The 24,847-nt window shown below is 70.6% G+C and carries 17 protein-coding genes; 13 read left to right on the top strand and 4 right to left on the bottom strand.

The annotated features are described in order from the left end of the window. Window positions 1-13: 13 nt before the first annotated feature. Both ASH02_RS21650 and ASH02_RS21645 read left to right on the top strand, forming a co-directional pair. A complete protein-coding gene (locus ASH02_RS21650) occupies window positions 14-1,558 on the top strand; it encodes an acyl-CoA synthetase (protein WP_057295426.1) in 1,545 nt (514 codons plus the stop codon). After that, the gene (locus tag ASH02_RS21645; RefSeq protein ID WP_200959219.1) at window positions 1,555-3,021 is read left to right on the top strand and encodes an aldehyde dehydrogenase family protein; all 1,467 of its coding nucleotides are present in this window, start codon (window positions 1,555-1,557) and stop codon (window positions 3,019-3,021) included. Before ASH02_RS21650 ends, ASH02_RS21645 begins: the two co-directional genes overlap by 4 nt. A 13-nt stretch (window positions 3,022-3,034) precedes the next feature. Here the strand turns inward: ASH02_RS21645 and ASH02_RS21640 are convergent, their stop codons facing one another. Further along, window positions 3,035-3,691, bottom strand: coding sequence for a TetR/AcrR family transcriptional regulator (locus tag ASH02_RS21640; RefSeq protein WP_162254284.1), 657 nt, complete (start codon window positions 3,689-3,691; stop codon window positions 3,035-3,037). Between the two features lie 93 nt (window positions 3,692-3,784). Here ASH02_RS21640 and ASH02_RS21635 point away from each other — a divergent pair, with 93 nt between their 5' ends. The 6 genes from ASH02_RS21635 to ASH02_RS21610 are packed head-to-tail and all read left to right on the top strand — an operon-like array spanning window position 3,785 to window position 9,578. Next, window positions 3,785-4,663, top strand: coding sequence for a metal-dependent hydrolase (locus ASH02_RS21635; RefSeq protein ID WP_056685093.1), 879 nt, complete (start codon window positions 3,785-3,787; stop codon window positions 4,661-4,663). A gap of 8 nt (window positions 4,664-4,671) precedes the next feature. Continuing rightward, window positions 4,672-5,736 carry a PDR/VanB family oxidoreductase gene (locus ASH02_RS21630; protein WP_200959218.1) on the top strand — a complete coding sequence of 355 codons (1,065 nt, stop codon included), beginning with the start codon at window positions 4,672-4,674 and terminating at the stop codon, window positions 5,734-5,736. A gap of 14 nt (window positions 5,737-5,750) precedes the next feature. After that, on the top strand, window positions 5,751-7,232 hold the full coding sequence (locus ASH02_RS21625; protein ID WP_057295423.1) for a flavin-containing monooxygenase: 1,482 nt from the start codon (window positions 5,751-5,753) through the stop codon (window positions 7,230-7,232). Further along, window positions 7,229-8,098: a short-chain dehydrogenase/reductase gene (locus tag ASH02_RS21620; RefSeq protein ID WP_056683242.1), complete on the top strand. Its 870-nt coding sequence runs from the start codon at window positions 7,229-7,231 to the stop codon at window positions 8,096-8,098. The genes ASH02_RS21625 and ASH02_RS21620 overlap by 4 nt, the downstream gene beginning before the upstream one ends. Next, window positions 8,095-9,093 carry an alpha/beta hydrolase fold domain-containing protein gene (locus ASH02_RS21615; RefSeq protein WP_056683239.1) on the top strand — a complete coding sequence of 333 codons (999 nt, stop codon included), beginning with the start codon at window positions 8,095-8,097 and terminating at the stop codon, window positions 9,091-9,093. Before ASH02_RS21620 ends, ASH02_RS21615 begins: the two co-directional genes overlap by 4 nt. After that, on the top strand, window positions 9,090-9,578 hold the full coding sequence (locus tag ASH02_RS21610) for an SRPBCC family protein (protein ID WP_056683235.1): 489 nt from the start codon (window positions 9,090-9,092) through the stop codon (window positions 9,576-9,578). The genes ASH02_RS21615 and ASH02_RS21610 overlap by 4 nt, the downstream gene beginning before the upstream one ends. On the opposite strand, the gene ASH02_RS21605 is transcribed toward ASH02_RS21610, so the two are convergent. Further along, the gene (locus ASH02_RS21605; protein ID WP_056683231.1) at window positions 9,544-10,158 is read right to left on the bottom strand and encodes a TetR/AcrR family transcriptional regulator; all 615 of its coding nucleotides are present in this window, start codon (window positions 10,156-10,158) and stop codon (window positions 9,544-9,546) included. The two genes, ASH02_RS21610 and ASH02_RS21605, sit on opposite strands and share 35 nt — an antisense overlap. A gap of 123 nt (window positions 10,159-10,281) precedes the next feature. On the opposite strand from ASH02_RS21605, the gene ASH02_RS21600 reads away from it, so the two are divergent. Together ASH02_RS21600 and ASH02_RS21595 are read left to right on the top strand one after the other, a co-directional pair. After that, window positions 10,282-11,235: a DUF7064 domain-containing protein gene (locus ASH02_RS21600; RefSeq protein WP_056891542.1), complete on the top strand. Its 954-nt coding sequence runs from the start codon at window positions 10,282-10,284 to the stop codon at window positions 11,233-11,235. Continuing rightward, entirely contained in the window at window positions 11,232-13,772 is a 2,541-nt protein-coding gene (locus tag ASH02_RS21595; protein ID WP_056891541.1) for a PEP/pyruvate-binding domain-containing protein, read from the top strand. Before ASH02_RS21600 ends, ASH02_RS21595 begins: the two co-directional genes overlap by 4 nt. Here the strand turns inward: ASH02_RS21595 and ASH02_RS26250 are convergent. Beyond that, a complete protein-coding gene (locus tag ASH02_RS26250) occupies window positions 13,756-16,230 on the bottom strand; it encodes a hypothetical protein (RefSeq protein ID WP_056891540.1) in 2,475 nt (824 codons plus the stop codon). The two genes, ASH02_RS21595 and ASH02_RS26250, sit on opposite strands and share 17 nt — an antisense overlap. Before the next feature lie 192 nt (window positions 16,231-16,422). Between ASH02_RS26250 and ASH02_RS21585 the strand changes: the two genes are divergently transcribed. Next, window positions 16,423-19,008 carry an OmpA family protein gene (locus tag ASH02_RS21585; protein ID WP_056683217.1) on the top strand — a complete coding sequence of 862 codons (2,586 nt, stop codon included), beginning with the start codon at window positions 16,423-16,425 and terminating at the stop codon, window positions 19,006-19,008. Between the two features lie 25 nt (window positions 19,009-19,033). Here the strand turns inward: ASH02_RS21585 and ASH02_RS21580 are convergent, their stop codons facing one another. Continuing rightward, a complete protein-coding gene (locus ASH02_RS21580) occupies window positions 19,034-19,777 on the bottom strand; it encodes an IclR family transcriptional regulator (protein WP_056683214.1) in 744 nt (247 codons plus the stop codon). Window positions 19,778-19,880: 103 nt separating this feature from the next. Here ASH02_RS21580 and ASH02_RS21575 point away from each other — a divergent pair, with 103 nt between their 5' ends. Then, complete coding sequence (locus ASH02_RS21575) at window positions 19,881-20,855, top strand: helix-turn-helix domain-containing protein (protein WP_056891539.1); 975 nt, start codon at window positions 19,881-19,883, stop codon at window positions 20,853-20,855. A 128-nt stretch (window positions 20,856-20,983) separates the two neighbouring features. Further along, entirely contained in the window at window positions 20,984-24,832 is a 3,849-nt protein-coding gene (locus ASH02_RS21570; protein WP_056683208.1) for a S8 family serine peptidase, read from the top strand. Window positions 24,833-24,847 lie beyond the last annotated feature (15 nt).

Below are 24,847 nucleotides of genomic sequence, written 5' to 3'. Positions count from 1 at the left end.
ACAGGAGACCGACATGTACCTCACCCAAGGACTGCACCGCGCCATCCAGGCCACTCCGGACAAGCCCGCCACCATCTTCGGTGACCGGGTCCGGACCTTCGCCGTGCACGGTGACCGCATCGCGCGGCTCGCCGGGGCCCTCCAGTCGTTGGGCGTCGTCGACAACGACCGGGTCGGCATGCTGTCGCTCAACAGCGACCGCTACGCCGAATACCTCCTCGCCGTGCCGTGGGCCGGCGCCGTGGTCAACCCGATCAACATCCGGTGGAGCCCGGCCGAGATCGCCTACTCGCTCAAGGACTCCGGCACCAAGGTGCTGCTGATCGACGACGCCTTCGCGCCGATGGCACCGGCGCTCACGCCGAACTGTCCCGAGCTGACCGTGTTGATCCACTGCGGCGACGGCCCGACGCCGGAGGGGATGCTCTCCTACGAATCCCTTCTGGCTGAGGCCGAGCCGGTCGAGGACGCCCGCCGCTCCGGCGAGGACCTGGCCGGCATCTTCTACACCGGTGGCACGACGGGCTTCCCCAAGGGCGTGATGCTGACCCAGGCCAACATGACCACGTCGGCGTTGGGCACCGTGGCCAGCGGCGAGCTCCTCGGCCAAGGTGCCGTCTTCCTGCACGCGGCGCCGATGTTCCACCTCGCCGACCTCGCCGCGTGGGCCGGGCAGGTCGCCCTGGGCGGCACCCACGTGATGGTGCCGTTCTTCGAGCCGGCGGCCGTGCTCAACGCCGTACAGACGCACCGGGTGACCGACGTCCTGCTGGTGCCGACGATGATCCAGATGCTCGTCGACCACCCGGACATCCCCAACTACGACCTGTCGTCGATGAACCGCATGCTGTACGGCGGCTCGGTCATCTCCGAGGGTGTCCTGCAGCGCACCATGGACGCCTTCCCCGGCATCCGGATGACCCAGGCCTACGGCATGACAGAGGTCGCGCCGGTGGCCACCCTGCTGCTGCCGCAGGACCACCACGACCAGTACCTCCGCTCCGGGGGGCGTGCGGCTCCGCACTCCGAGATCAAGGTCGTCGACGCCGACGGCGTGGACCTCGCGACCGGTCAGGTCGGCGAGATCTGCGTGCGCGGCGGCCACGTGATGAAGGGCTACTGGAACAAGCCCGAGGAGACCGCCGCCGTGCTGCACGACGGCTGGTACTTCACCGGCGACGGTGGCTACATCGATGCCGACGGCTTCGTCTACGTCGTCGACCGGATCAAGGACATGATCGTGACGGGCGGCGAGAACGTCTACTCCGCCGAGGTCGAGAGTGCCCTGAGCAAGCACCCCGCCGTGGCAGCGGTCGCCGTCATCGGCCTGCCCGACGAGAAGTACGGCGAGCGCGTGCACGCGTGCGTCGTCCTGGCACCCGAGAAGACCGTGACCGCCGAGGAGCTGCAGGCACACTCTCGTGAGCACATCGCCGGCTACAAGACGCCCCGCAGCGTCGACTTCGTGGGTGAGCTGCCGATCAGCGGCGCCGGCAAGGTGCTCAAGCGCGAGCTGCGGGACTCCTACGCCCGATCCGTCGACCTGGCCGACGCGTGAGTCTCGACTCGCTCGCCCCGGCCGACGACGGCCTGGTCGGCTCCTTCCCCGTGATGGGCGAGGACGACGTCCGCGCCGTCGTCGCCACGGCGCGCACCGCGTCGACGTGGTGGCGTGAGCTGGGCTTCGACGGCCGGGCCGCGCGCCTGGCCGCGTGGCGCAAGCACATGTGGCGCCGCGTCGACGAGGTCGCCGAGCTGATCCACCGCGAGAACGGCAAGCCCCTCGACGACGCCGTGCTCGAGGTCGTGCTCACGGTCGAGCACCTGCACTGGGCCGCCGGGAATGCCGGCAAGGTGTTGCGCTCCCACAAGGTCAACCCCGGGCCGCTGTTCTCCAACTACGCCGCACGCGTCGACTACGACCCGCTGGGCGTGGTCGGCGTGATCGGTCCGTGGAACTACCCGCTCTACGCCCCGAACAGCGCCGTCTCGTTCGCCCTCGCGGCCGGCAACACGGTGGTGCTGAAGCCGAGCGAGTTCACGCCCGCGGTCAGTCGTTGGTACGTCGACGCGTTCGCTGCGGCCAACCCCGACGCGCCGGCCGGAGTGCTGTCCCTGGTCACCGGCTTCGGCGAGACCGGCGCGGCACTGTGCAACGCGGGTGTCGACAAGATCGGCTTCACCGGGTCGACCCGCACCGGCAAGCGGGTGATGGCCCAGTGCGCCGAGACGCTCACCCCGGTCGTCCTCGAGTGCGGCGGCAAGGACCCGGTGATCGTGGCCGCCGATGCCGAGGTGAAGGCCGCGGCCCGCGCCGTGGCCTGGGGTGCGTTCACCAACTCCGGCCAGACCTGTGTCGGCGTCGAGCGGGTCTACGTCGTGAAGGACGTGGCCGATGCGTTCGAGGCGGCCCTGCTGCGCGAGCTCGAGGGGGTGCGTCCGGGCACGGGGAAGGGCGCGACCTACGGCCCGATGACGATGCCGGCCCAGGTCGACGTCGTACGCCGGCACGTCGCGGACGCGGTCGAGCGAGGGGCGACGTTCCTCAAGGGTGGACCCGACTCGATCGGTGAGCGCCTGATCGAGCCGATCGTCATCACCGACCTGCCCGAGGACGCCGTCGCCGTACGCGAGGAGACCTTCGGCCCCACGGTGACGCTCCGCCGCGTCGACGACCTCGACGAGGCGGTCACCCTCGTCAACGACCACGACTACGCGCTCAGCGCGTCGGTCTTCTCACGTGCGCACGGCGACGAGATCGCCGATCGGGTGCGCGCCGGGCAGGTCACCATCAACTCGGTGATCGCCTTTGCCGGCATGGGAGCGGTGCCGATGGGAGGCGTCGGCGCCAGTGGGTTTGGGAGGGTCCACGGCGCCGACGGCCTGCGTGAGTTCGCCCGGCCGCGTGGCGTCGTCCGCCAGAAGTTCGCGCTGCCCGGCTTCGAGCTGATCACCCTGCGGAGGGCCGGTCACGTCATGCCCCTGATGAAGAAGGTGCTCGGGGTCCGGCACGGGCTCTGAGCGCGCCCTGAGGTCAGCGCTGGGACATCTCGCGCAGCACCATCGGCACGAGGTGGGCGCGGGCGAAGTCACGCAGCTTCTGGTGGGTGTCGAGGTCGACCAGGGCGCGCGGGGTGAGCATGTAGGAGTGCACGATGCGCACGAGGAGCTCGGCCGCGGCCTCCATGCCGTCGGTGGAGTCGAGGAGGCCGTCCTGGACGGCTTCGTCGAAGAAGCCGAGGGTGGCCACCGTGGCGCCGGTGACCAGCAGGCTGCCGTCGGTCGTGAGCTGCATCAGCACGGTCTCGGGCTCGACCTGCAGCATGCGGGCCAGCATCGCGTTGCCGCGCACCTGCTCCATCATCGAGGTGAAACCGAGCTCGACGCGCTCCTCGATCGTGGTGCCGCGACGCGCGGTGGCCGCGACCAGCTCGAAGAGACGGGTGGCCTCGCGGGTGACCACGGCCTGGATCACGGCGTCCTTGTTGCCGACCCGGCGGTAGACCGTCACCCGGTCGATGCCGGCCGTGCGGGCGATGTCGCCGATGGTCGTGCGCTTGATGCCGAACTCGGCGAACTGCTCGAGTGCCGCGTCGAGGATGCGTTGGGTCTCGGGCGACCGGCGTGCGGCGTCGTCAGGGCCCGCGGAGTCGGCGACCGCGGTCACGGCACGGCTCAGGGCGTCCTTCATGACGACGAGCATACGCGACCTTCCCTGAATCATTGCAACAACAAGTGTTGCTTTGTTACAGTCGGATGACCCGTTGATCTGGAGGGAATGACGATGTCAACCACGAAGCAGGCGTACTCCGACGAAGCGCTGGCGATCCACGCTCGAGACGTGTCCTTCGACTGGACAGACGTGCCGACCGAGTACATCCCCGGCCACCCCTACGCCACGCACTTCTGGAACGTCATGCACCTGGTGCTGCCCGAGGGTGAGCGCGCGATGGCCGACGTGCTCGGTCGCGCGCTGCCGCAGATCGACGACCCGCGTCTGGCCGAGGAGCTGGTCGGCTTCATCGGCCAGGAAGAGACCCACGCCAGCTCGCACGAGTCGTTCCGGATCCATCTGCAGGAGAACGGCTTCGACATCCCCAAGATCATGCGGCTGATGGAGTTCCTGATGGACCAGGTCTTCGGCGACCACGGCCTGAAGGGCCGCGCCGGTGAGGCGTGGTTCCACGAGCGCCTCGGCATCTACGCCGCCGCCGAGCACTTCACCGCCACCGTCGGCGAGTGGCTGCTCGACAACCGCACGTTCGACGAGATCGGTGTCGACCCGACCATGCTCGACCTGCTCCGCTGGCACGGCGCCGAGGAGATGGAGCACCGCAACGTCGCCTACGACGTGTTCCAGTACGTCGACGGAAGCTACGCCCGCCGGGTGCGTACGGCGCTGCTCGCCTCGGGCGGACTGCTCGCGCTGTGGCTCTACACCTCCAGCTGGATGTATGCCAACGACCCCAACGTCAAGGGCTCCAAGTGGGCGTGGCCGATCGCGTTCGTCAAGGACACCCGCAGGGGCCTCATGCCCGGCCTGAAGTTCATCTTCAAGGAGATCCCGCAATACCTCCGTCCCGGCTTCCACCCGTCGCAGATGGGCCCGATCGACAAGGCCGTGCGTTATCTCGCCCAGTCGCCCGCCGCGAGCGGTCTCTGATGGCGACGATGACGTCCGAGCGATCCAGCGAGCCCTCACGCGGGCTCCGGGCCCTGGCCAGGGGCGCCCAGGCCTACTCCGCACTCTTCGCGGCCAGCTCTGCCGCGCCGTACCTCTCGCGGTCGAAGCCCGTCCGCCGTACCGGCTTCGACCTCGAGCTCGTCGTCGACGCGGTCACCCGCGAGGTCGACGACGTCGTCAGCTTCACGTTGCGCCGTCCCGGCGGTGACGAGTTGCCGGTCTGGGTGCCGGGCGCCCACCTCGACGTCTTCCTGCCCTCGGGCGTGCAGCGGCAGTACTCCCTCTGCGGCGATCCGGCCGACCGCAACAGCTACCGCATCGCCGTACGCCGCATCGACGAGGGCGGCGGCGGCTCCCTGGCCATGCACCGCCTCTCTCAGGGCGACGTGCTGACCGTGCGCGGGCCGCGCAACGCCTTCACGTTCATCGACGTCGAGTCCTACCTGTTCGTCGCCGGCGGCATCGGCATCACCCCGATCCTGCCGATGGTGCGCGAGGCCGCACGCCGCGGCGCCAGCTGGAAGCTGGTGTACGTCGGGCGCTCGCTCGCCACGATGCCCTTCCTCTCTGAATTGCGGAGTCTCGGGGGCGGGCAGCTCGAGCTCCGGCCGGACGACGAGTTCGGCGTGCCCGATGTCGCCGACCTGCTCCTTCGCGCCGACGAGGGCGCCGCGATCTACGTCTGCGGGCCGACCCCGCTGATCGATGCCGCGCGAGTTCTGCAGCCGACGCTGAACCCGACCGGGTCGCTGCACAGCGAGCGGTTCTCCGCTCCGCCCGTGGTGGGCGGCCGCCCGTTCGAGGTGCACCTTGCCCGCACCGGAGTGACCGTTCCGGTCGGCGCCGAGGAGTCGGCGCTGGCCGCGATCCGTCGCGAGGTGCCGGGCGTGCGCTACTCGTGCCAGCAGGGCTTCTGCGGCTCCTGCAAGCACGCCGTCCTCAAGGGCGACGTCGAGCACCGCGACACCAAGCTGCGGCCCGCCGAGCGCGACGACTCGATGCTGATCTGCGTCTCGCGCGCCGCTGGCGACAGCCTCACCATCGACCTGTGAAGCGAGGGAACCTGATGAGCCAACACGTGCGAGTCGCCATCATCGGTGCCGGATTCGGTGGCCTCGGCACCGCGATCCGGCTGAAGCAGGAGGGCATCGACGACTTCGTCGTGCTCGAGAAGGCCGGCGCAGTCGGGGGCACCTGGCAGATCAACGACTACCCGGGCGCCCAGTGCGACGTGCCGTCCCTGATCTACTCCTTCTCCTTCGCGCCGAACCCGAACTGGAGCCGGCTCTACCCGCTGCAGTCCGAGCTGAAGGACTACATGCACCACTGCGCCGTCGACCACGACGTGCTGCCCCACGTGCGCTTCCACACCGAGGTCACCCACGCCTCGTGGGACGACGACGCGCAACTGTGGCGGATCGCCACCAGCACGGGCGACCTGACCGCGCAGGTGCTGGTCGGCGCGATCGGCCCGTTCAGCGCACCGGCGGTGCCCGACATCCCGGGCCTCGACACCTTCGCCGGCACCGTCTTCCACTCCCAGGCCTGGAACCACGAGCACGACCTGCACGGCGAGCGGGTCGGCGTGATCGGCACCGGCGCCTCCGCGGTGCAGTTCATCCCGCGCGTGCAGCCACAGGCCGGTCACCTGACCGTCTTCCAGCGCACCCCCACGTGGATCCTGCCGCACCCGGATCGCCCCGTCAGCAAGGTCACACAGACGGTCTACCGCAGGGTGCCCGGTGCGCAGAAGGCCGCCCGCAAGGCCTGGGAGCTCACCTTCGAGGCGCTCGTGCCCGGCTTCATCCACGAGCCGAAGCTGCAGAAGCCGCTCGAGCTGATGGCCCGTGCGCTGTTGAAGAAGCAGGTCAAGGACCCCGAGCTGAGGGCCCGCCTGACGCCGTCGTACGCCGTGGGCTGCAAGCGGCCGACCTTCTCCAACGCCTACTACCCGGCGCTGACCGCCGACAACGCCACCGTGGTCAGCGACGGCATCGTCGAGATCACCGAGCGCGGCATCGTCACGGCCGACGGCGCCGAGCACGAGCTCGACACGATCATTCTCGGCACCGGGTTCCGGATGACCGACCACCCGGGCTTCGACCTGGTCCACGGTCGCGGTGGCGTCAGCATCGGTGACCGGTGGCGTGAGGGCGAGATGGCGGCCTACCTCGGCACGACGCTGCACGACTTCCCGAACCTGTTCCTGATCCTCGGCCCGAACTCCGGCGTCTACACGTCGGCGGTGATCACGATCGAGGACCAGGTGCACTACATAGTCGAGGCCCTGCGCGAGATGGAACGAGCCGACCTTCGCTCACTCGAGGTGACCGCCGAGGCGCAGCAGGAGTTCCTCGAGTGGGCCGACAAGGGGCTCAGCAAGTCGGTCTTCCTCACCGGCGGCTGCCACAGCTACTACCTGAGCCCGACCGGTCGGAACTTCACCCACTACCCCGGCTTCTCCGCCGGCTTCCGGGCGCGCACCAGCACGGTCGACCTCGACCACTACGTCGCACGACGCGTGGCGAAGGAAGGGGTCCCGGCATGAGCGGCCTCTTCGGCAAGCCGGCGTACGACGTCCGCGGCAAGGTCGTGCTGATCACCGGAGCGGGGCAGGGGATCGGCCTGGCCCTGGCCCGACGACTGCACGACCAGGGTGCGTCGGTCGCGATGGTCGACGTGAACGAGGTCGGCCTCAAGGAAGCCGCACTGGGCCTGGGGAGTGCGCGGGTCCTGCCGATCACCGCCGACGTCACCGACCGTGACGCCATGGCTGCCGCGGTGGCCCGCGTGGTCGAGCACCACGGCCGGCTCGACGTCGTGGTCGCCAACGCCGGGGTGACCCCGCCGCCGGCCACGATCCGCACCATGAACCTGGCCGACTACGACCGCGTCGTGGCGATCAACCAGACCGGGGTGCTCAACACCGTGCAGCCCGCGCTCGACGCGGTGATCGCGGCCAAGGGGCATGTCGTCGTGGTGGCCTCGTGCGCCGCCTTCTCGCCCGGCGTCGGGGGCGTCGGCTACATGTCGAGCAAGGCGGCGGCCGAGCAGATCGGCCGTGCCCTCAAGCTCGAGCTCGCGCCCCACGGGGCCAGCGCGGGCGTGGCCTACTTCGGCTTCGTGGACACACCCCTGGCCACCGCGACCCTCGACGACGACCCGATGGGCCGCCGTCTCGACGAGCTGCTCGGCTGGCCGTTGAACCACCGCATCTCGGCCGACGCCGCCGCCGAGTCGATCGCCGACGGCATCGCCGGCCGCGCCGCCGCCACGGTCGCCCCGGCCCGTTGGGTGCCGTACTCCCTGTTCCGCGGGGTGCTCAACGCCGGTGTCGACCGGGTGCTCGCCCGCGACCGCCGGGTGCACGAGATGGTGCGCGACCTCGAGGCCCGCGCGGAGTCGGAGCAGTGAACCGCTTTCTCAAGCTGCTGGGGCCGAGCCTCACCAGCAGGGCCGTGGTCGCCGGTGCGCGGCTCGTCGTGCGGCCGCAGATCGACCATCTGCGACTCGAGGGCGCGCAGCTGCGCTACCTGCGTGGCGCCATCGCCGCCAGCGGAGTGCTTGCCGGCTGGCCCGGAACGGCCCAGGTCGAGCCGGTGTCCACGGCTCGCTTCTCGGGCGAGTGGGTGCGGGCCCGCAACGCCCGCACGGCCGACGACGGCGCCGTCATCTACTTCCACGGCGGGGGCTACGTGGCCTCCTCGCCGCGCGCCTACCGGTGCGTGACCGAGCCGCTCTCGGTGCTGACCGCCCTGCCCGTGCTGGCCGTCGGCTACCGCCGGGCTCCCGAGCACCCGTTCCCGGCAGCCCTCGACGATGCCCTCGCGGCCTACGACTGGCTGCTCGAGCAGGGCTACCCGGCCGACCAGATCGTGGTGGCGGGCGACTCCGCCGGTGGTCACCTGGCGATGGGCCTGCTGGTCACGCTCGCCAAGCAGAACCGACCGATGCCGGCTGGCGTCACCCTGTTCTCCCCGCTTCTCGACCCGGCGCTGACCGAGGCCGTACGCCGCGATGCGCAGGCGCCGGATCCCGTGCTGACCCCGACCTTCGCGGCGCGTTGTGCCGAGGTCTTCCACCCCGGTGGCGGCGACTACCACGACCCGCGCCTCTCACCCCTGACGACGAGCCTGCGCCTGCTGCGCACGTTCCCGCCGATCCAGACCCATGTCGGCGGCACCGAGTGCTTCGCCGGTGACTCGGTGGCCCTGCACGCGCGCCTCACCCGCGCCGGCGTGCTCAACAAGCTGATCGTCTCGCGCGGCCAGGTGCACTCCTACGTCACGATGTACCGAGTCGTGCCGGAGGCGCGCAGAGCCCTCCGCCGGGCCGCCAGCTTCCTGCGCTCCTGCATCGACGAAGATGTCGTCACTCCGTCCTCCAGCTCGCAAAGGATCGCCCAATGACCTGGTATCCCCTCGACCCCGCTGACGACGCCTTCCTGCGCACCGCCCCGGCGATCACCACAAAGGTGATCGAGGTTCCCGTGCCCGTCGAGACGTTGTGGCAGGCGCTCGCCGCCGACGACGCGGTCGTCTCCTGGGGGCCGGGTGCCACGAAGGTGCGGTGGCAGGGCGAGCGGCCGTACGGCGTGGGCACGATCCGCGAGGTCACCGTCGGTGGCGCGGTGACCGTGCGTGAGAAGTTCTACCGCTGGGACGAGAACGAGCGGATGACGTTCGCGGTGACCGAGTCGACCAAGCCCGGCATCCGCCGCTTCGCCGAGGACTACGTCGTCGAGTCGACGCCCACCGGGTCGAAGCTGACCTGGACCGTCGCGGTCGAGGTGGCCAAGTTCGCCGGGCCGAGTGCCGTGATCGTCAAGCAGGGCTTGTCATTGGCCGTCGGGTCGATGATCAACGGCTTGAAGAAGAAGCTCGAAGCCCGCTGATCAGGATGTCGACGGCCAGGTAGGCCGACTCGACGGGGTCGTCGCCGGGGAAGCCGACGCGCCTGGCCAGCTGCTGTGACGACGCCATGCCGCCGATGCCCCACGTGCTCAGGAAGAAGTACGCCGCGGGCACCGGGCCTGAGCGCACGAGACCGGCGTCCTGGAGTTGGGCGAAGGCGTCGATCGCGCGTTGCTGCACCGGCTCGATGTGGTGCGTGAGCATGTGGTCGAAGCGCGGGCCGGGGCGAGCCGCCTCCTGATGGATGATCCTGGCCAGGGCCGGCTGGGCGATCGTGGCATCGACGAAGCGGACCATCACCTCGCGGATTGCCTCGAGTGGGTCGGCCGGGTCGACCTCGGGCTCGGGGTCCCACATCGCCGCGTTCAGGGTGGCGAACGCGTGCTCCACCGCGGCATGCCACGCAGCGTTCTTGGACTGGAAACGCTGGTGGATCATGTTGTGGCTGACCCCCAGATGGCGACACAGGGCGCGCACCGAGGTGCCGTCGTACCCGAGGTCCGCGAAGGCCTCGAGCAGCAGGTCGAGGAGCTGTGGGTCCTCGACGGTGCGTGGCCGCATGTGGTCTCTCCTCTGGTCGGGCGGAACTCTATCGGGGAAGTTACTTGACAGATGTCAACCTAACGCAGCACAGTTGCCACATCATTAATTGACGACTGTCAACTAAGCATTCGGAGTCACCCCGTGATCACTCTCCAGGACGAGAACCTCCACCAGCCCGGCACCGACCCGGACTGGCAGGAGAGCTTCTACTTCAACTGGGCCACCACCGACGAGAGCACCTTCGGTCTCACCCGGATCGGCTTCAATCCCGCATCAGGCAAGGCCGATGCGGTCGTGGTGACCCAGCGCGACGGCAAGGCCGAGCACGTCTACGCCTCGGTCGGCACCACCGTCGAACCCGGCCAGCTCGACGGCCCACCCGAGGGCGGACTGCGGGTCGGCGACCTCACCTACACGATGCTCGAGGCCGGCCGGTCCTGGCGGATCCAGCTCGGCGACCGCCTTGACCTGACGTGGACCGCCTTCACCCCGATCGTCGACTTCCACCACGGCTTCCCCGGTGACGCCGACGAGATCCAGCACCACTTCGAGCAGTCCGGCACCGTCACCGGCACGGCCACCTTCGACGGCGTGACGCACGTGATCGACGGGCTCGGCCAGCGCGACAAGTCGTGGGGCGTGCGGGAGTGGGAGGGCATCACCGGCTGGGACTGGATCGCGTGCCAGTTCGGCCCCGACCTCTCCTTCAACGCGACCCGGACGGACATCAACGGCACCAGCACGCCGGTCGGCTTCGTCTATGACGCCGGCCAGGTCCGCCACGTCACCGCCGTCGAGATCGACTACACGTGGCTGGCCCCGCACCTGCCGAAGTCGGCCACCCTGCACGTGAGCGTCGAGGACGGTACGGCGTACGTCATCGAGGCCACCGCGCTCGGCAGCGTGCCCCTGCTGAAGAACAAGCTCTTCATCGAGGAGACCCACGCGTCCTTCCGGACCGAGATCGACGGGGTCGTACGCCGAGGGGTGGGTGTCCTCGAGCACGCGCACCACGTCAGCCACCTCGGCATCGCCAAGCGACTGCCCAGGCTGCTGCCGGTGTTCGCCCTGGCCAAGCGCGGGAGCAACAAGTGATCGCGCGGCTGACCGTCGAGAGTGGTGCCGACCTGGAGCTGATCGGCGGCAAGGGGGCAGGCCTGGTGCGACTGCTGGCCGCCGAGCTCGACGTGCCCGAGGCCTGGGTGGTGCCCGCGCCGGTGTCGCTGGACAGTGAGGCCCGGGCGACCTGCCTCAAGGAGGCGCTGCCCGACTGGTGGGCCGAGGCGACGGCCGAGTTCCCCGGTTCGCAGTGGGCCGTGCGCTCGTCCGCCGTGGCCGAGGACCTGGCCGACGCCTCGTTCGCCGGGGTCTACGAGACGGTGATGGGAATCGACTCCGTCGACGCCCTCGCCGCCGCCGTCGAGGAGTGCTGGTCGGCACGCGACACCGACCGCGCCGAGGCCTACCGGTCGCAGCAGGCCACCGAGCGCTCCGGCATCGCCCTGATCCTGCAGCGCATGATCCGGGCCGACGTGGCTGGCGTGATGCTCACCGAGAACCCGCTCCGCCCCTTCGACGACGAGATCGTGATCGACGCGTCCTGGGGGCTCGGCGAGGCCGTCGTGTCCGGGCGCACCGACCCTGACCACCTGGTGCTCGACCGGGAGTCCGGCGAGGTGCTCACCGAGCGCATCGGTGCCAAGGAGATCGAGCTGCACCCGACCGGGATCGGTGGGGTCGCCGAACGCGAGGTGCCTGCCGAGCGCCGCGCCGTGCGCTGCCTGGAGGAGCGTGACCTCAAGGCGCTGCACACGCTCGAGCACGACGTCACCGCCGCGATCGGTGCGCGTCGCGACATCGAGTGGGCGATCGAGGGCGGCCACCTCTACGTGCTGCAGGACCGGCCGATCACGGGGCTGCCGCCGCGCGAGCCGAAGGAGGTGTGGACCCGCCGCTTCGGTGACGAGTACCTCGCCGACTACGTGTCCCCACTGGGCAACGACCTGATGATCCCGTGGATCACCGGCCCCCAGATGGACGAGGTCGCCGCGCTCCAGGGCCGCGCGCGCATCGTCGAGATGACCAAGCTGCGCCGCCACAACGGCTACATCTACCTCAACGGCGACTACGCGATCGAGCTGGCCCGCGCGGTGCCGCTGGCCGACCGCGAGGGTCCGCTGACCGCCTGGTTCGACTCGACCTGGGCCGACAAGGTGCGGACCGCTAAGTTCGAGCCGAAGCTGCTGCTCGGCACCCTGCGGGCACCCCGCAAGGACAAGGGCCGCGGGCCGATCACGGTCAACCCGGGCGCCATGGACCAGCACTGCGAGCGGATCGAGAACGAGGTCGTCCCGCTGATGGACCAGGACTTCGCGGCACTCACCCATGAGGAGTGGCAGCGCCAGCTGGACCTGATCCACGAGCTCGGCCGCAACCACTTCCGGGTGATCCGCTGGGGGATGGCCCAGCATGCGCCGATCATCCACGCGCTGCTCGCCAAGCTGCTGCGCTCGTGGGCACCCGAGGAGCCGGCCGACACGTTCCAGCGGCTGATCAGCGGCCTGCCCGGCACCCGCACCGCCGAGATCAACCAGGACCTCTACGACCTGGGCGCCTCGGTGCGCCAGGAGCCGGGGCTGCTCGAGGCACTGCGCTCCGACGCGTCCTACGACGAGGTGCGCGACGCCACCGCCGACTCTGCGTTCTGGGCCGGGTTCGACGGCTTCCTCGCCACCCACGGCCACCGGTCCTCGAGCCGTGAGATCTCCGCCGAGCGGTGGGCCGAGCAGCCCTCACTCGTGCTCAGCCTCGTCCGTGCCCAGGTGGCCTCGCTCGAGGCCGGCACCAGTCCCGCCGAGTTCGAGCACGAGGCGGCCACGCGCCGGGTCGATGCCGAACAGCGGGTGCTCGCGGCCGCGGGTCGCGGCCTGAGCGGGCGGCTCCGCAAGCGGGTGCTGACCAAGGTGTTGAGGCTCAGCCAGGAGTACACGGTCTACCGCGAGAACCAGCGCTACCACCTCGACTACCTCCTGTCGCACGTGCACCAGCTGCTGCTCGAGCAGGGGCGGCGCCTCGTCGCCCGCGGTGCGCTTCCGCACGAGCAGGACATCTTCCTGCTCACCGGTGACCGGCTGGAGTCACTGCTCGCGACGTCAGGGCCGGTCGACGACCCCGAGCTGGCGGCGTACGTCGAGGAGGCGCGCGCGCACTGGGCGCTGCACGGCAACAAGCTGCCCGCGACCTTCCTCTTCGACGAGGTCCCGACCGAGGGGCGGATCCCTCCGGTCGGCGACCTCCCCGAGGGCGCGCTGCCCGGGCTGGCCGCGTCGGCCGGACTGGTCGAGGGCCCGACCAGGGTGGTGCCCACCCTGGCCGATCTCTCCGCCGTGCGGCCCGGCGAGATCCTGGTCGCCTCCAACATCGACCCCGGCTGGACCAGCGTCTTCCCGATCATCGCCGGCCTCATCACCGAGACCGGTGGCGTGCTCAGCCACGGCGCGATCCTGGCCCGGGAGTACGGCATCCCGACGGTGACCTGCCTGCCCGACGCGCTGAGGGCGCTGCCGACCGGCACCACCGTCGAGGTCGACGGCACCCGGGGCTTCGTGCGGGTGGTCAGCGAACCGAGCTGACCCGTCCTGCCCTGGTGAACGTGATCGTCATGCGCACGTTGGGCTCGGTCGACGTGCGGGCGCAGATGCCGTACGTCGTGCCGAGCCTCGTGAACGGTTGACCGACGGCCTTCATCACCGCGGTCGTCGTCATGCCCGGGCGCACGAGGCGCTTCACCGCGGTCGGCGTACGACGCAGGCCGGGGTTGCGGCACGAGTCGGGCTTGATGCCCTGTGCGCGCTCCCAGGTCTGGAGGTAGGCCTCGGGGCCGCGGTTCAGGTCCTCGACGATGGCCGCGCCGTCGGTGGCGCCACCGAGTCGCCGCAGGTCCTCGATCCAGTCCGGGTAGAGACCGTAGTGGGCCACGCCGTCGACGTTGACGTCGTAGACGCGTTCGCCGCTGTGCTGCTTGCCGATCGAGACCCCGTTGAGCCCGGCGAAGGGATAGGTCACCTTGTCCGGGGCGTCGGCCCCGCGCGGCTGGCCCTGCTCGGCGAGCCCGTTGATGTCGGCGCCGAAGCCGAACCCGAAGTAGTAGCGCCTGTCGGCCCAGCCGAGGTGGCGCTTCCACTTCTTCATGAAGCCGGTGGAGTCGCCGGCCATCGGCGCCACGAAGCCGCCCAGCCGGTAGATGCGCGGGTAGGCGTCGGGCGTCGACCACGAGTGGCTCGACACGACGCCCGAGTAGCGTGCCTCCTCGAGCTGGTCGAGGGTGGCGCTGCGGCCCTTCACGCTCATGTGGTCGGGGTCGATCAGCATCTTCCTCGCCATCAGCTGCTCGATCGCGAAGCCGCCCAGGTCGGTCAGCCCACGCTGGTTGCAGTGCAGTGGTGGGCCGTAGAGCGGCAGCGCCGGGAGGCCGATCCCGGCGACCTGCGCGACCGCACCGAACAGGGCGTCCTGCTGTCCGCCGCTGATGTCGGGGAGCGCGAGCTGCGTCTTGTCCGCGGACTCGCCGTCGGCGGGCTCGCAGTGCCTCATGTTCCAGAACGAGCCGGTCTCGAGGAAGTTGGCCAGGTTCACCACGGCCCCGACCGCGCCCTCGTCGCCGGCCACCCCTGAGAGCGCGTTGTCGAACTTGTTGACCAGCTCCATCTGGCGCACGCCGATGTCGTAGAGGTCGTCGAGCTGTCGGGTGATCGAGGCCCGGTTGCACTGCGGGATGTCGAGCTTCATCGTGCACCCGAACGGGATGCTCACCTCGATGCCCATCACCACCGCGAGCTTGCCCTGGTTGATCACCTTGCGCGCCTCGAACGGCGTCGTGACGATGCGGTACCAACCCTTGCCGGGGCCGCCTGCCTGCGCGTCGATGTAGCGCTCCATCGCCCGCATGTCCCTGGCCTGCAGCTTGGCCGACTCCATGTCGTCGCAGGAGTTCTTCTTCATCGGATAGACCTGACAGAGCTTGCCGTTCTCGACCAGCAGGTTGACCAGCAGCCGCTGGCCGCCGCGCCACGATCGCTCCATCCACTTGTAGTAGGTGCCCTCGTGGGTCAGCGACTCCGGCGCCGGCCAGTCCTTGAAGGTCGGCCAGCCGACCGGGTCGTGGGAGGTGTTGCCCGAGAGCACCGCCTCGAGGAGCGCGCCCTTGCCTCCGGTGAGGTTGTGGTCGGCGCAGTCCTCCAGCGCGTACGGCGCGCCGTACTTGTGCCAAGGCCGGCCGCAGTGCACCTTGCCGCCGAGGAACTCGAAGGCCATGCCGTGGACGTGGGCGTCGACGTAGCCGCGCACCTCCTGGAACGACGTGGTGCCGGCGTGCGGGTTGCCCGAGACGTCGACGTCGACCTCGGGGTACGCCGGGCAACCGGTCGTGGCGCGCAACGCGAAGGCCTTCGCGGTCGTGGCCGTGCTGGTGCCGTTGCCGGCGAGGTAGCGGCCGTCGGCCAGCTGGAAGGTGAAGCCGGCCGAGGTCTTGCGGGTGACCCACTCGGCGTCGGCGGACGGCTTCGCGGCCGCGGTCACCGCGCCCGACCGGGTGCCGGTCAGGAACGCAGAGTTCGAGGTGTAGAGCAGGTTCACCCCGAGGTCGGTGGCCTGGAACCGCACCGGCGTGCCGGCCAGGGTGTAGCAGCCACCGGCCACGGCGTAGCGGTTCTCCGGCACGGTCAGCCGCGGGCTGCGCAGCGTCGCGCGGACCAGCGTGGGGTCGGTGCTGGACCGGCTGCCGGCGGCGTACGCCGCGTTCCTGCGCGCCTGCTCGGCGGTGGTCGGGTCTTGGGTGCCCGCCCGGACGGAGGCCTGTGCGTCGGCGGCGAGCTCGTCGGACTGGCTGAGGTCGTTCTTGCGGGCCGGGTCGTGCTTGTGCCAATGACCGTCGGCCGCCTGCGCCGGTCGCGCGTCCTCGTAGGCCTGCTGCGTCGAGGCCGTCCGGGTGAAGGAGTACGTCGGCACGGTGATCGCGCTGGCGACCAGCCCCGCGGCGATCCCTCCGGCGAGCAGGAGTCGCAGGTGATGACGGTTCGGCGTGCACTTCATGTAGGGCACAACGAAAGGGGCTGGCTCAGGTCACTCCGGCCCGTGTGGGCGGGTATGTCCATTCGACTGCGGTACCCCTCCACGTCCCCTATTTTGGGTATGCGGAGCGCCGCTTCGGTGCTCGATGAATGGGTGTGGGGACACATGAACCGGCTTGCTCGAACTGTTTGCACACTCCTTCTTCTGGCCCTCGTGCCGGTGCTCATCGGAGGCCAGGCCACGGCAGCACCTGCCGCGCCGGATCCGGACAGTCCGTCGCTGATCACGCCACTGCCCGACATCCCTGACACGGTCGGCACCGACTTCTGGGTGGCCTTCCCGGACCTGCCGGGCTACCCGCTCCAGACGCGGGTCTACCTGTCGCCCACCAGCGACGGCACCGTCACCGTCGCCGACCGCGCCGGAACCGTCCTCGCCACCGTCCCGGTGACGTCCGGCACGGTCGCCCAGGTCGATCTGCCCTCCGGGCTGATGGTGACCTCGAACGACGGCGTCGAAGCCGCCGGTGTGAAGGTCACGTCGACCACGCCGATCTCGGTCTACGGCGCGCTGATCCACCCTGCCGCGTCCACCGGCTTCCAGGCGACCCCGGTCGATGCGCTCGGCACGTCGTACCGCGTGCTGAGCTACACCCAGAACATCGGCGGCTTCTCGAGCCGACTGACAGTGATCGGGTCGGCCGACGACACCGACGTGACGATCACGCCCCACACCACGGTCGGTGCCCGACCCGCCGGTGTGCCCTTCACCGTCACCCTCGACAAGGGTGAGACCTACCAGCTCGGCACGTCCGGCGACGGCCAGGACGTCACCGGCACCACCGTGACGGCCACGGCGCCGGTCGCGGTGTACGGAGGCAACGCATGCGTGAACATTCCGACCGGTTCTCCCGCGTGCAACCCGATCATCCAGCAGCTTCCGCCGACCTCGGCCTTCGGCACGGAGTTCATCTCGAACCGGTTCGCGACGCGGGCCAAGGGCGACACCTACCGCGTGCTGGCCGACCAGGACGGCACCGTCGTCACGATCGGCGACACCCAGGTCGCCACGCTGAACGCCGGCGAGTTCTACGAGGCGGTCCTGCCTGACGGTGCGACCGCCCCGGGCAACGACGCCGTGGTCATCAAGACCAGCAAGCCGACCCTGGTTGCCCAGTTCGGCAACGGCTCCGGGTACGACAACTCGGCGGGCGACCCGCTCATGGTGCTGGTCACCCCGATCGGACAGCACCTCACGGCGTACACCCTGGCCACACCCGACATCGTCTCGTCGGGCGCAGGAACGCTGCCGTGGATCAACGTGCTGGTGCAGACCCGCGACCTCGGGGCCCTGACCCTCGACGGGACGCCGGTGGATGCCGCGCAGTTCAACGAGGTCGCCGGGACCAACTACTCGGTGGCCCAGCTCAGTGTCAGTCTCGGCCAGCACTCCCTGAGCGCTCCGCACCAGTTCGGCGTGCAGGTCTATGCCTGGGGAAGCTACGACGCCTTCGGCTACTCGGGCGGCGCCGCGCTCGCCCCGATCGCCGACGCGCCCAACCCGCCGGTCGCCGACCCCCTGACCTCCGAGGCCATCGGGGCCCAGTCGGCCACCGTCGCCGTCGGCGAACAGCAGGAGGTGCGCCTGCTCGACGGGGTCACCCTCACCGACAGCATCACGATTCCCGGGCAGGGCACCTACGAGCTCGACAGGCCGACCGGCGTCATCACGTTCACGCCGCTGTTCGGGTACGCCGGTACGCCCACCCCCGCGACGTACCGCATCGTCGACGCATGGAACCAGCAGGCCGAGAGCACCTACACGCCGACCGTCCTGCCTCCGGCCGGGCCGGTCGCGTCGCCGTTGACCACGTCGGGGACCGGCGTGCAGTCGGTGGCGCTCACCCCGCCGACCGGCGGATCGGTGACGCTCGTCGATGCCGGAGGTGTCGAGACGACCACGGTCTCGGTCCCCCAGGGCACCTATCTCCTCGACACCGCCACCTCCACGGTCTCGTTCGTGCCGGACGCCGGGAAGACCGGCCGGGCGACAGCCGTGAAGTACCGCCTCATCGACGCCTACAACCAGACCGCCGAGTCGACGTACACGCCCACCGTGCTGGGCACTGTCGTGCCCCCGAACCCGGGCGCGGACAACCCGCGGGCCACGCTCCGGCTGCCCGGCTTCACCAAGGTTGCGTCCGGTCGGACCGCCCGGGTGCCGGCGACCTGCGTCGTACGACGTGCCACGACCCGGTCCTGCACGGTGACGTTGTTCGCCAACGTGGGTGGCACCCTCACCCGCGTCGGGCACGGCCAGGCGAAGGGCAGGAACGTGACGGTCTCGCTCAACGCGGTGGGCCGTGCCGTGGCCGCCACACCGGGCGGCAAGGTCCTCCAGGGACGCATGGTGCTGAGGACCACGAAGGGCAAGACGCTGCGTGACCGTGCCTCGACCCGGGTGGTCAGCAAGCGGTTCACGCTGCTGCGTGCCCCGTCGTTCTCCGTGTCCGGACAGTCGCTGCGCAGCTCGGATGCCGCCTATCTGCGCGCGGTGGGCACGAAGGTCGGACGGGTGACCACCGTGATCTGCACCGGCTTCACCGACAGCCAGGGCTCGGAGGCCTACAACCGCGGCCTCGGCCTGCGCCGCGCCAAGGCGGTCTGCGATGCCCTGCACCTGCCCGGCCGGGTCCGTACGCAGGTCGTGACCCTGGGTGAGCGGCAACCGGTCGCCGACAACGGCACCAGCAGTGGTCGCGCCCGCAACCGCCGGGCCACGGTGACGCTGGTCTACTGACGGTCCGACCGGTCGCAGTCGGCCTTCACCCGCGCAGTCGGACGGTCAGGATCTGCGCGGTGCGGCGCACCTCGTCGACGTACGCCTCGGAGGACTCCGCGCCCGGGTGGGTGATCGCGACGCCCGCCACCGGGTAGTCGTTGTGGTCGAGCACCGCCGCGGCGACGCTGGCGAACCCCGGGGTGACCTCGCCGTCCTCGGTGGCGTGCCCGCGTTGGCGGGTCTCCTGCAGCACGGCCGTGAGCTGGCGCGGACCCGACGGTCCCTTGCCGTGGCGGTCGACGAACGCGGCGCGGTCCGGGTAGGCGGCGCGCACCTGTGCGGCGGGCAGCGCGGCCAGGATGGCCCGGCCGCTGGCGGTCAGGTGGGCCGGGAGCCGTACGCCGACGTCGGTGACCAGCGGCGGCCGGCCGGGTGCCCGCTCCTCGATCACGTAGAGGACGTCGCGGCCGTGCAGCACCGCGAGGTGCGCACTCTGGCCGGTGCGGTCGACGAGCTCCGCCAGTGGGCGGCGCGAGATCCGCTGCAGGGGCGCCTGGCGGGTGTAGCCACTGCCGACCTCGAAGGCGGCAACGCCCAGCCCGTAGCGCCGCTCCTCGGCCAGGTGCGTCACGAAGCCCTCGTCGATCATCGTGTTGACCAGGTGGTACGCCGTGCTGCGGGGGAGGCCGACGCCGGTGATGATGCGGTCGAGCGGCACCGGACCTGGCTGCGCGGCAAGGAAGCGCAACACCTGGAGGGTCCGAGTGGCTGCTGGGACCTGGCTCATCGGGCACTCCTTCCGCGCGCGATTTAATGACGTGGACTCCCGCGAGCCCGGCACTAGTGTGGAGCATCCAGCCACCCACCCGGCCACGTGCGAGGCAGGAAGCATGCTCGAAGCTCTCGGGATCAGCGCCGAGGAGACCGCCGTCTACCGCGCGGTCGTGCGGCTCGGCGAGGCCAGCCTGATGGACGTCAGCACCACCGTCGGCCAGGAGGTCACCGACGTGGGGGCCGCGATCGGACGGCTCGAAGCGCTCGGCCTGGTCAGCCGCGACCCCGACGACCTCGTGCGCGCAGTGCGACCCGACCTGGCCATCGACGCGCTGGTGGCCGAGCGCGAGGGCGAGCTGCAGCGCGCGGTGCTGGCGGCCCGGTCGATCGCGGACGAGTTCCGGGCCGAGCAGCGCGAGGAGCCCAGCTACGGAGTGGCCGACATCGTGCGCGGTCGCTCGGCGCTCCAGGCACGCTATCGACAGCTGCAGCTGGGCGCCCGTGAGGAGGTGCTGACCTTCGACCGGCCGCCGTACGTCTCGACGCTCGGGGTCAACGAGGACGAGATCGAGCACCTCACCCGCGGCGCCCGCAGCCGAGGCATCTACGACACGGCTGCCTTCGACGTGCCCGGGCAGCTCGACTGGCTCGCCGCCGCGGCCGACGCCGGCGAGGAGGCGCGCGTGCTGGCCGGGCTGCCGTTGAAGATGTCGATCGCGGACCGCCGGGTGGCGCTGATCCCGTTGACGATGGACGCCGAGTCGGTCGGCTCGACCGGCCTGCTGATCGGGCCGTCGGCGTTGCTCGACGCGCTGGTGATGCTGTTCGAGGCGTTGTGGGAGCGCGCCGTACCCCTCGAGTCGGCGTTCGGCGGTGACGCACCCTCCGCCACCGGGGCGGCAGAGGGGCACCTCGTCGACCTGCCCCTGCTGACCCTGCTGACCGCGGGCCTGGGCGACGACGCGATCGCGCGGCAGCTGCAGGTCAGCGCCCGCACGGTGCGGCGCCGGGTCGCGGGACTGATGGACCTGCTCGACGCCCGCAGCCGCTTCCAGGCAGGGGTGCAGGCCCGGGCACGCGGCCTGGTGTGAGCCCCGGCTGAGCCCGTCGGCTGGCCGATAGTGGCGATGTCCGTTCTGGCCAGCGCACGGGCCCCCACGGCCCGCCCGCCGCCCCTAATGTCCTCGACATCGCACCTGTCGATCCGAGGAGCTCTGCCATGCGGGGAACGCAGTTCTGGCGCACCACCATCCTGGTGCTCGTCGTCGGCCCGGTCAGTGTCCTGGGCCTGGCTTCGGCCGGCTCGGGCGCCGTCGGTGCGGCGCGGGCCCCCGGACCGGACCTGCAGGAGACCGCGTCGTCGGCGACGGTCACCCTGGTCACCGGAGACGTGGTCCGCCTCGACACCGCGCCCGACGGCACCCAGCACGCCACCGTCGTACGCCGCGTCGACCCGCGCGGCGGCTATCACACGTTCACCTCCGGGGGAGACGTGCACGTCGAGCCCGGGCCGGCCTCGACGCTGATCGCGGCCGGGCGCCTGGACCCCGAGCTGTTCAACGTCAGCTCGCTCGTGCGCCAGGGGTACGACGACGCCCACCGGGCCACGCTCCCGGTCATCGTCGAGTACACCGCGGCCGCGACCGACCGGGCCCCGCTGGCCCGGAAAACCGCTCCTCGGGGCGCCACCAAGGACCGGGTGCTCGAGAGCATCGACGCGCTCGCCGTCTCGACCGCCAAGGCGCATGCCGAACAGTTCTGGGCTGACGTGGCCGGCACCGTCAGTGGCAGAGGAAGGGCACCAGCGCGACTGGCCACCGGGTTGGCCAGGGTCTCCCTCGACTTCCGTGTCGAGGCCACGCTCGACCGCAGCACTGCGCAGATCGGAGCACCCGAGGCCTGGGAGGCCGGGCTCGAGGGAGACGGGACCACGGTCGCCGTGCTCGACACCGGCATCGACGCGACGCACCCGGACTTCAGCGGTCGCATCGGCGCCACCCGCGACTTCGCGGAGACCGGCTCGGTGAACGACCTGGCCGGACACGGCACCCACGTGGCCTCGATCGTCGCCGGCTCGGGGGCGGCCTCCGACGGCGCCTACCGTGGCGTCGCACCGCACGCGAACCTGATGATCGGCAAGGTGCTCAACGACTCGGGGGCGGGTGCCGCGTCGTGGGTGATCGACGGCATGGAATGGGCCTCGTCCAACGACGCCGACGTCGTGAACATGAGCCTGGGTGGTCCGGTCACCAAGGGCGACGACCCGATCAGCCGGGCAGTCGACGAGCTCACCCGCCGGGACGGCACGTTGTTCGTGGTCGCCGCCGGCAACGGCAGCATCGGTCAGCCCGGCACGATGGACGTGACCGCTCCCGGGGCGGCGGCAAGCGCCCTGACCGTGGGCGCCGTCTCGCGCACCGACTCGAAGTGGTCGGGGTCGCGCAACGGAGTCATGGGCGACGGCGCCCTCAAGCCCGACGTGATGGCTCCGGGCATGGGCATCGTCGCCGCCCGCGCCGCCGGCACCGGGTCCGGCACCTCGCCGTACACCTCGATGACGGGGACCTCGATGGCCTCGCCCCACGTCGCCGGCTCCGCGGCACTGCTCCTGCAACAGCACCCCGACTGGACGCCGGTGCAGGTGAAGGCGGCCCTGACCTCGACCGCCCGGCCGACCACGTCGGGCGACGCGTTCGACCGTGGCGCGGGCGTCATCGACGTCGGTCGTGCCTCCCGCCAGGACGTGTACGTCGACTCCGGCATGCAGTTCATGGGCTACTTCGCCCGGCCGTTCGTCGACGGGCAGCTGACCTCCGACAAGCAGCTCAACTACACCAACACGTCGGACCAGGACGTCACCCTCGACCTGTCCACGACGCTGGTCGAGGACCACGGCGACCCGGTCGACGGCGACGTCCTCACGGTCACGCCGGCGACCTTGACGGTGCCGGCCGGTGGGCAGGCACACGCGACCGTGCACGTGGACGTCTCCGAGGTCGAGGCCGCCGAGTTCTCCGGCCTCGTCGTCGCCTCTGGTGCCTCGGGTGCTTCTGGCGCCGAAGGGCTCGAGCTGCGGACCACGATCGGCTTCCTCAAGCAGGACGACACCGTCGACGTGACCTTCCGGGCGGTCGACGCGCATGGTCGCCCGGCGACGGCGAGGCTGCGGGCCACGCCGTACCTCGCCAAGGACAACCGCTACTACCCGGACAACATCTACCTGACCGGCGACCAGACCGAGTGGACCCTGCGGCTGCCCGAGGGCGAGTACAACCTCTTCGGCCTGATCACCACGTTCGACGCCAGCGGTCGGTTCGTCGAGGAGCAGAGCATCGTCCACGACCCCAAGGTGTCGGTGCAGGCACCCAACTCCACGGTGACGCTCGATGCCCGCAACGCCACGCCGGTCGAGGTGCGCACGCCACGCACCTCGACACCGCGCGAGCTCACCATGAAGTTGCAGCGAGGCGAACCCGGCACCAACCTGGCGACCTCCGACGAGTGGTACTGGAACTACACCGACGGCGAGCCCTCACAGGTCTCCGTGGCGCCGACCGAGCACGTCGACGACGCCCCCTTCGCGCTGCTCTCGCAGTGGGAGACCGGCGTTCCGCTGCTGACCTCGGAGGTGACCGGTCGCGGACACCACACGGTGAACGCCGTGCAGGAAGGTGGGCCGGCGATCGACGGCAGCCGGACGCTGCGCGTGGTCGACGCCGGCCACGCCACCGCCTCCGATCTGCGCGGCCTCCGGCTGGCGGGATCGGTGGCACTGGTGCAGGAGTCCGCGACCATGACCTGGGCCGAGCAGGTGCGGGCAGTCATCGAGGCGGGCGCGCCGATGGTGATGCTCTACTCGGCCGAGGACGGCGTGTTCTATCCGTGGGTCGGTGGACCGATACCGGTGCTCGCGGTCGACCGGGCAGAGGGCGAGAGGCTGCGTGGCCTCTCACACGGCCACGCACCGACCATGCTCCGGCTGACCGGGACGCCGCGGACGCCGTACGCCTATGGCCTGACGTTCGTCGAGCAGCAGGAGATCCCCCGGCGTCTCGAGTACGACGTACGCGAACGCGACCTGGCCACGATCTCCTCGCGGTTCCACACCACCGGCACCGGCGAGCGCGGGTGGCGCCTTCGCTACGGCTCGTGGGCACCCTGCGCGTGCAGCACCCCGACGGCCACCGACTACGTGCCCGAGCTGGGCTACACCCGCACCGAGTACGTCACCGCCGACCCCGACACCTCGACGTACGCCGCCTGGCAGTTCCTCTACAACATGCCCGGCGACCTGCTCTTCGCCAGGGACCGCACGGTGTTCCGACCGGGGCAGAAGGTGACCGAGAACTGGCTCGCCGCCCCGCTGTCTCCCGGCATCGCGAACAACACCGCGACGCCGTACAACTGGAAGATGCTCAACGAGCGCACGGCGGGTGGGCAGCTGCGCTTCGACCTGGCCGGGCTGACCGACTCGGCCGGCCACTGGATGAAGGGACTTGCCGGCAGCGCGGAGTCACTGCGCCTCTATCGCGGCGACGAGCTGCTGCTGGAGCGCGCCGGCACCCTCGCCGGGGGCGTCGCGGTGCCCGGCGAGCGGGCGACCTACCGCCTGGAGGCCGACACCGAGCACGACGGCACCGTGCTGGGGCTCTCGACGCGGACCCGGAGCGTGTGGACCTTCGGCTCGGCCGGGAACGGTGCCCAGCAGATGCTGCCGTTGATCGACGTCGACTACCCGGGGATCACTCGACGGGACAGCCCGACGCCGGCGCTCGACCTCGAGAACACGGGTAGGCCAGGGGAGGAGGTCACCCTGCACCTGAAGGCCACGCACCAGCGTGGATCGGTGGCCGGGGAGATCGGCACGATGTCGGTCTGGGTTTCCTACGACGACGGCGCCACGTGGACGGCCGCCCCCACGCGGGCCCTCGGCGACGGCGAGTTCGCTGCGGACTACCGGCACCCCCGCCACGGGGAGTTCGTCTCGCTCAAGGTGCGCGTCGGAGACCGGGACGGCAACACTCTCGAGCAGTCGCTGGTCCGTGCCTACCGACTCGGTGGGCGGTGAGTCCGGGCAGCCTGC

It is taken from the genome of Nocardioides sp. Soil796 (assembly GCF_001429525.1).
Taxonomy (GTDB): Bacteria; Actinomycetota; Actinomycetes; order Propionibacteriales; family Nocardioidaceae; genus Nocardioides.
The sequence above is the reverse complement of the archived record's forward strand: the minus strand, read 5'-3'. Positions and strand labels throughout refer to the sequence as shown.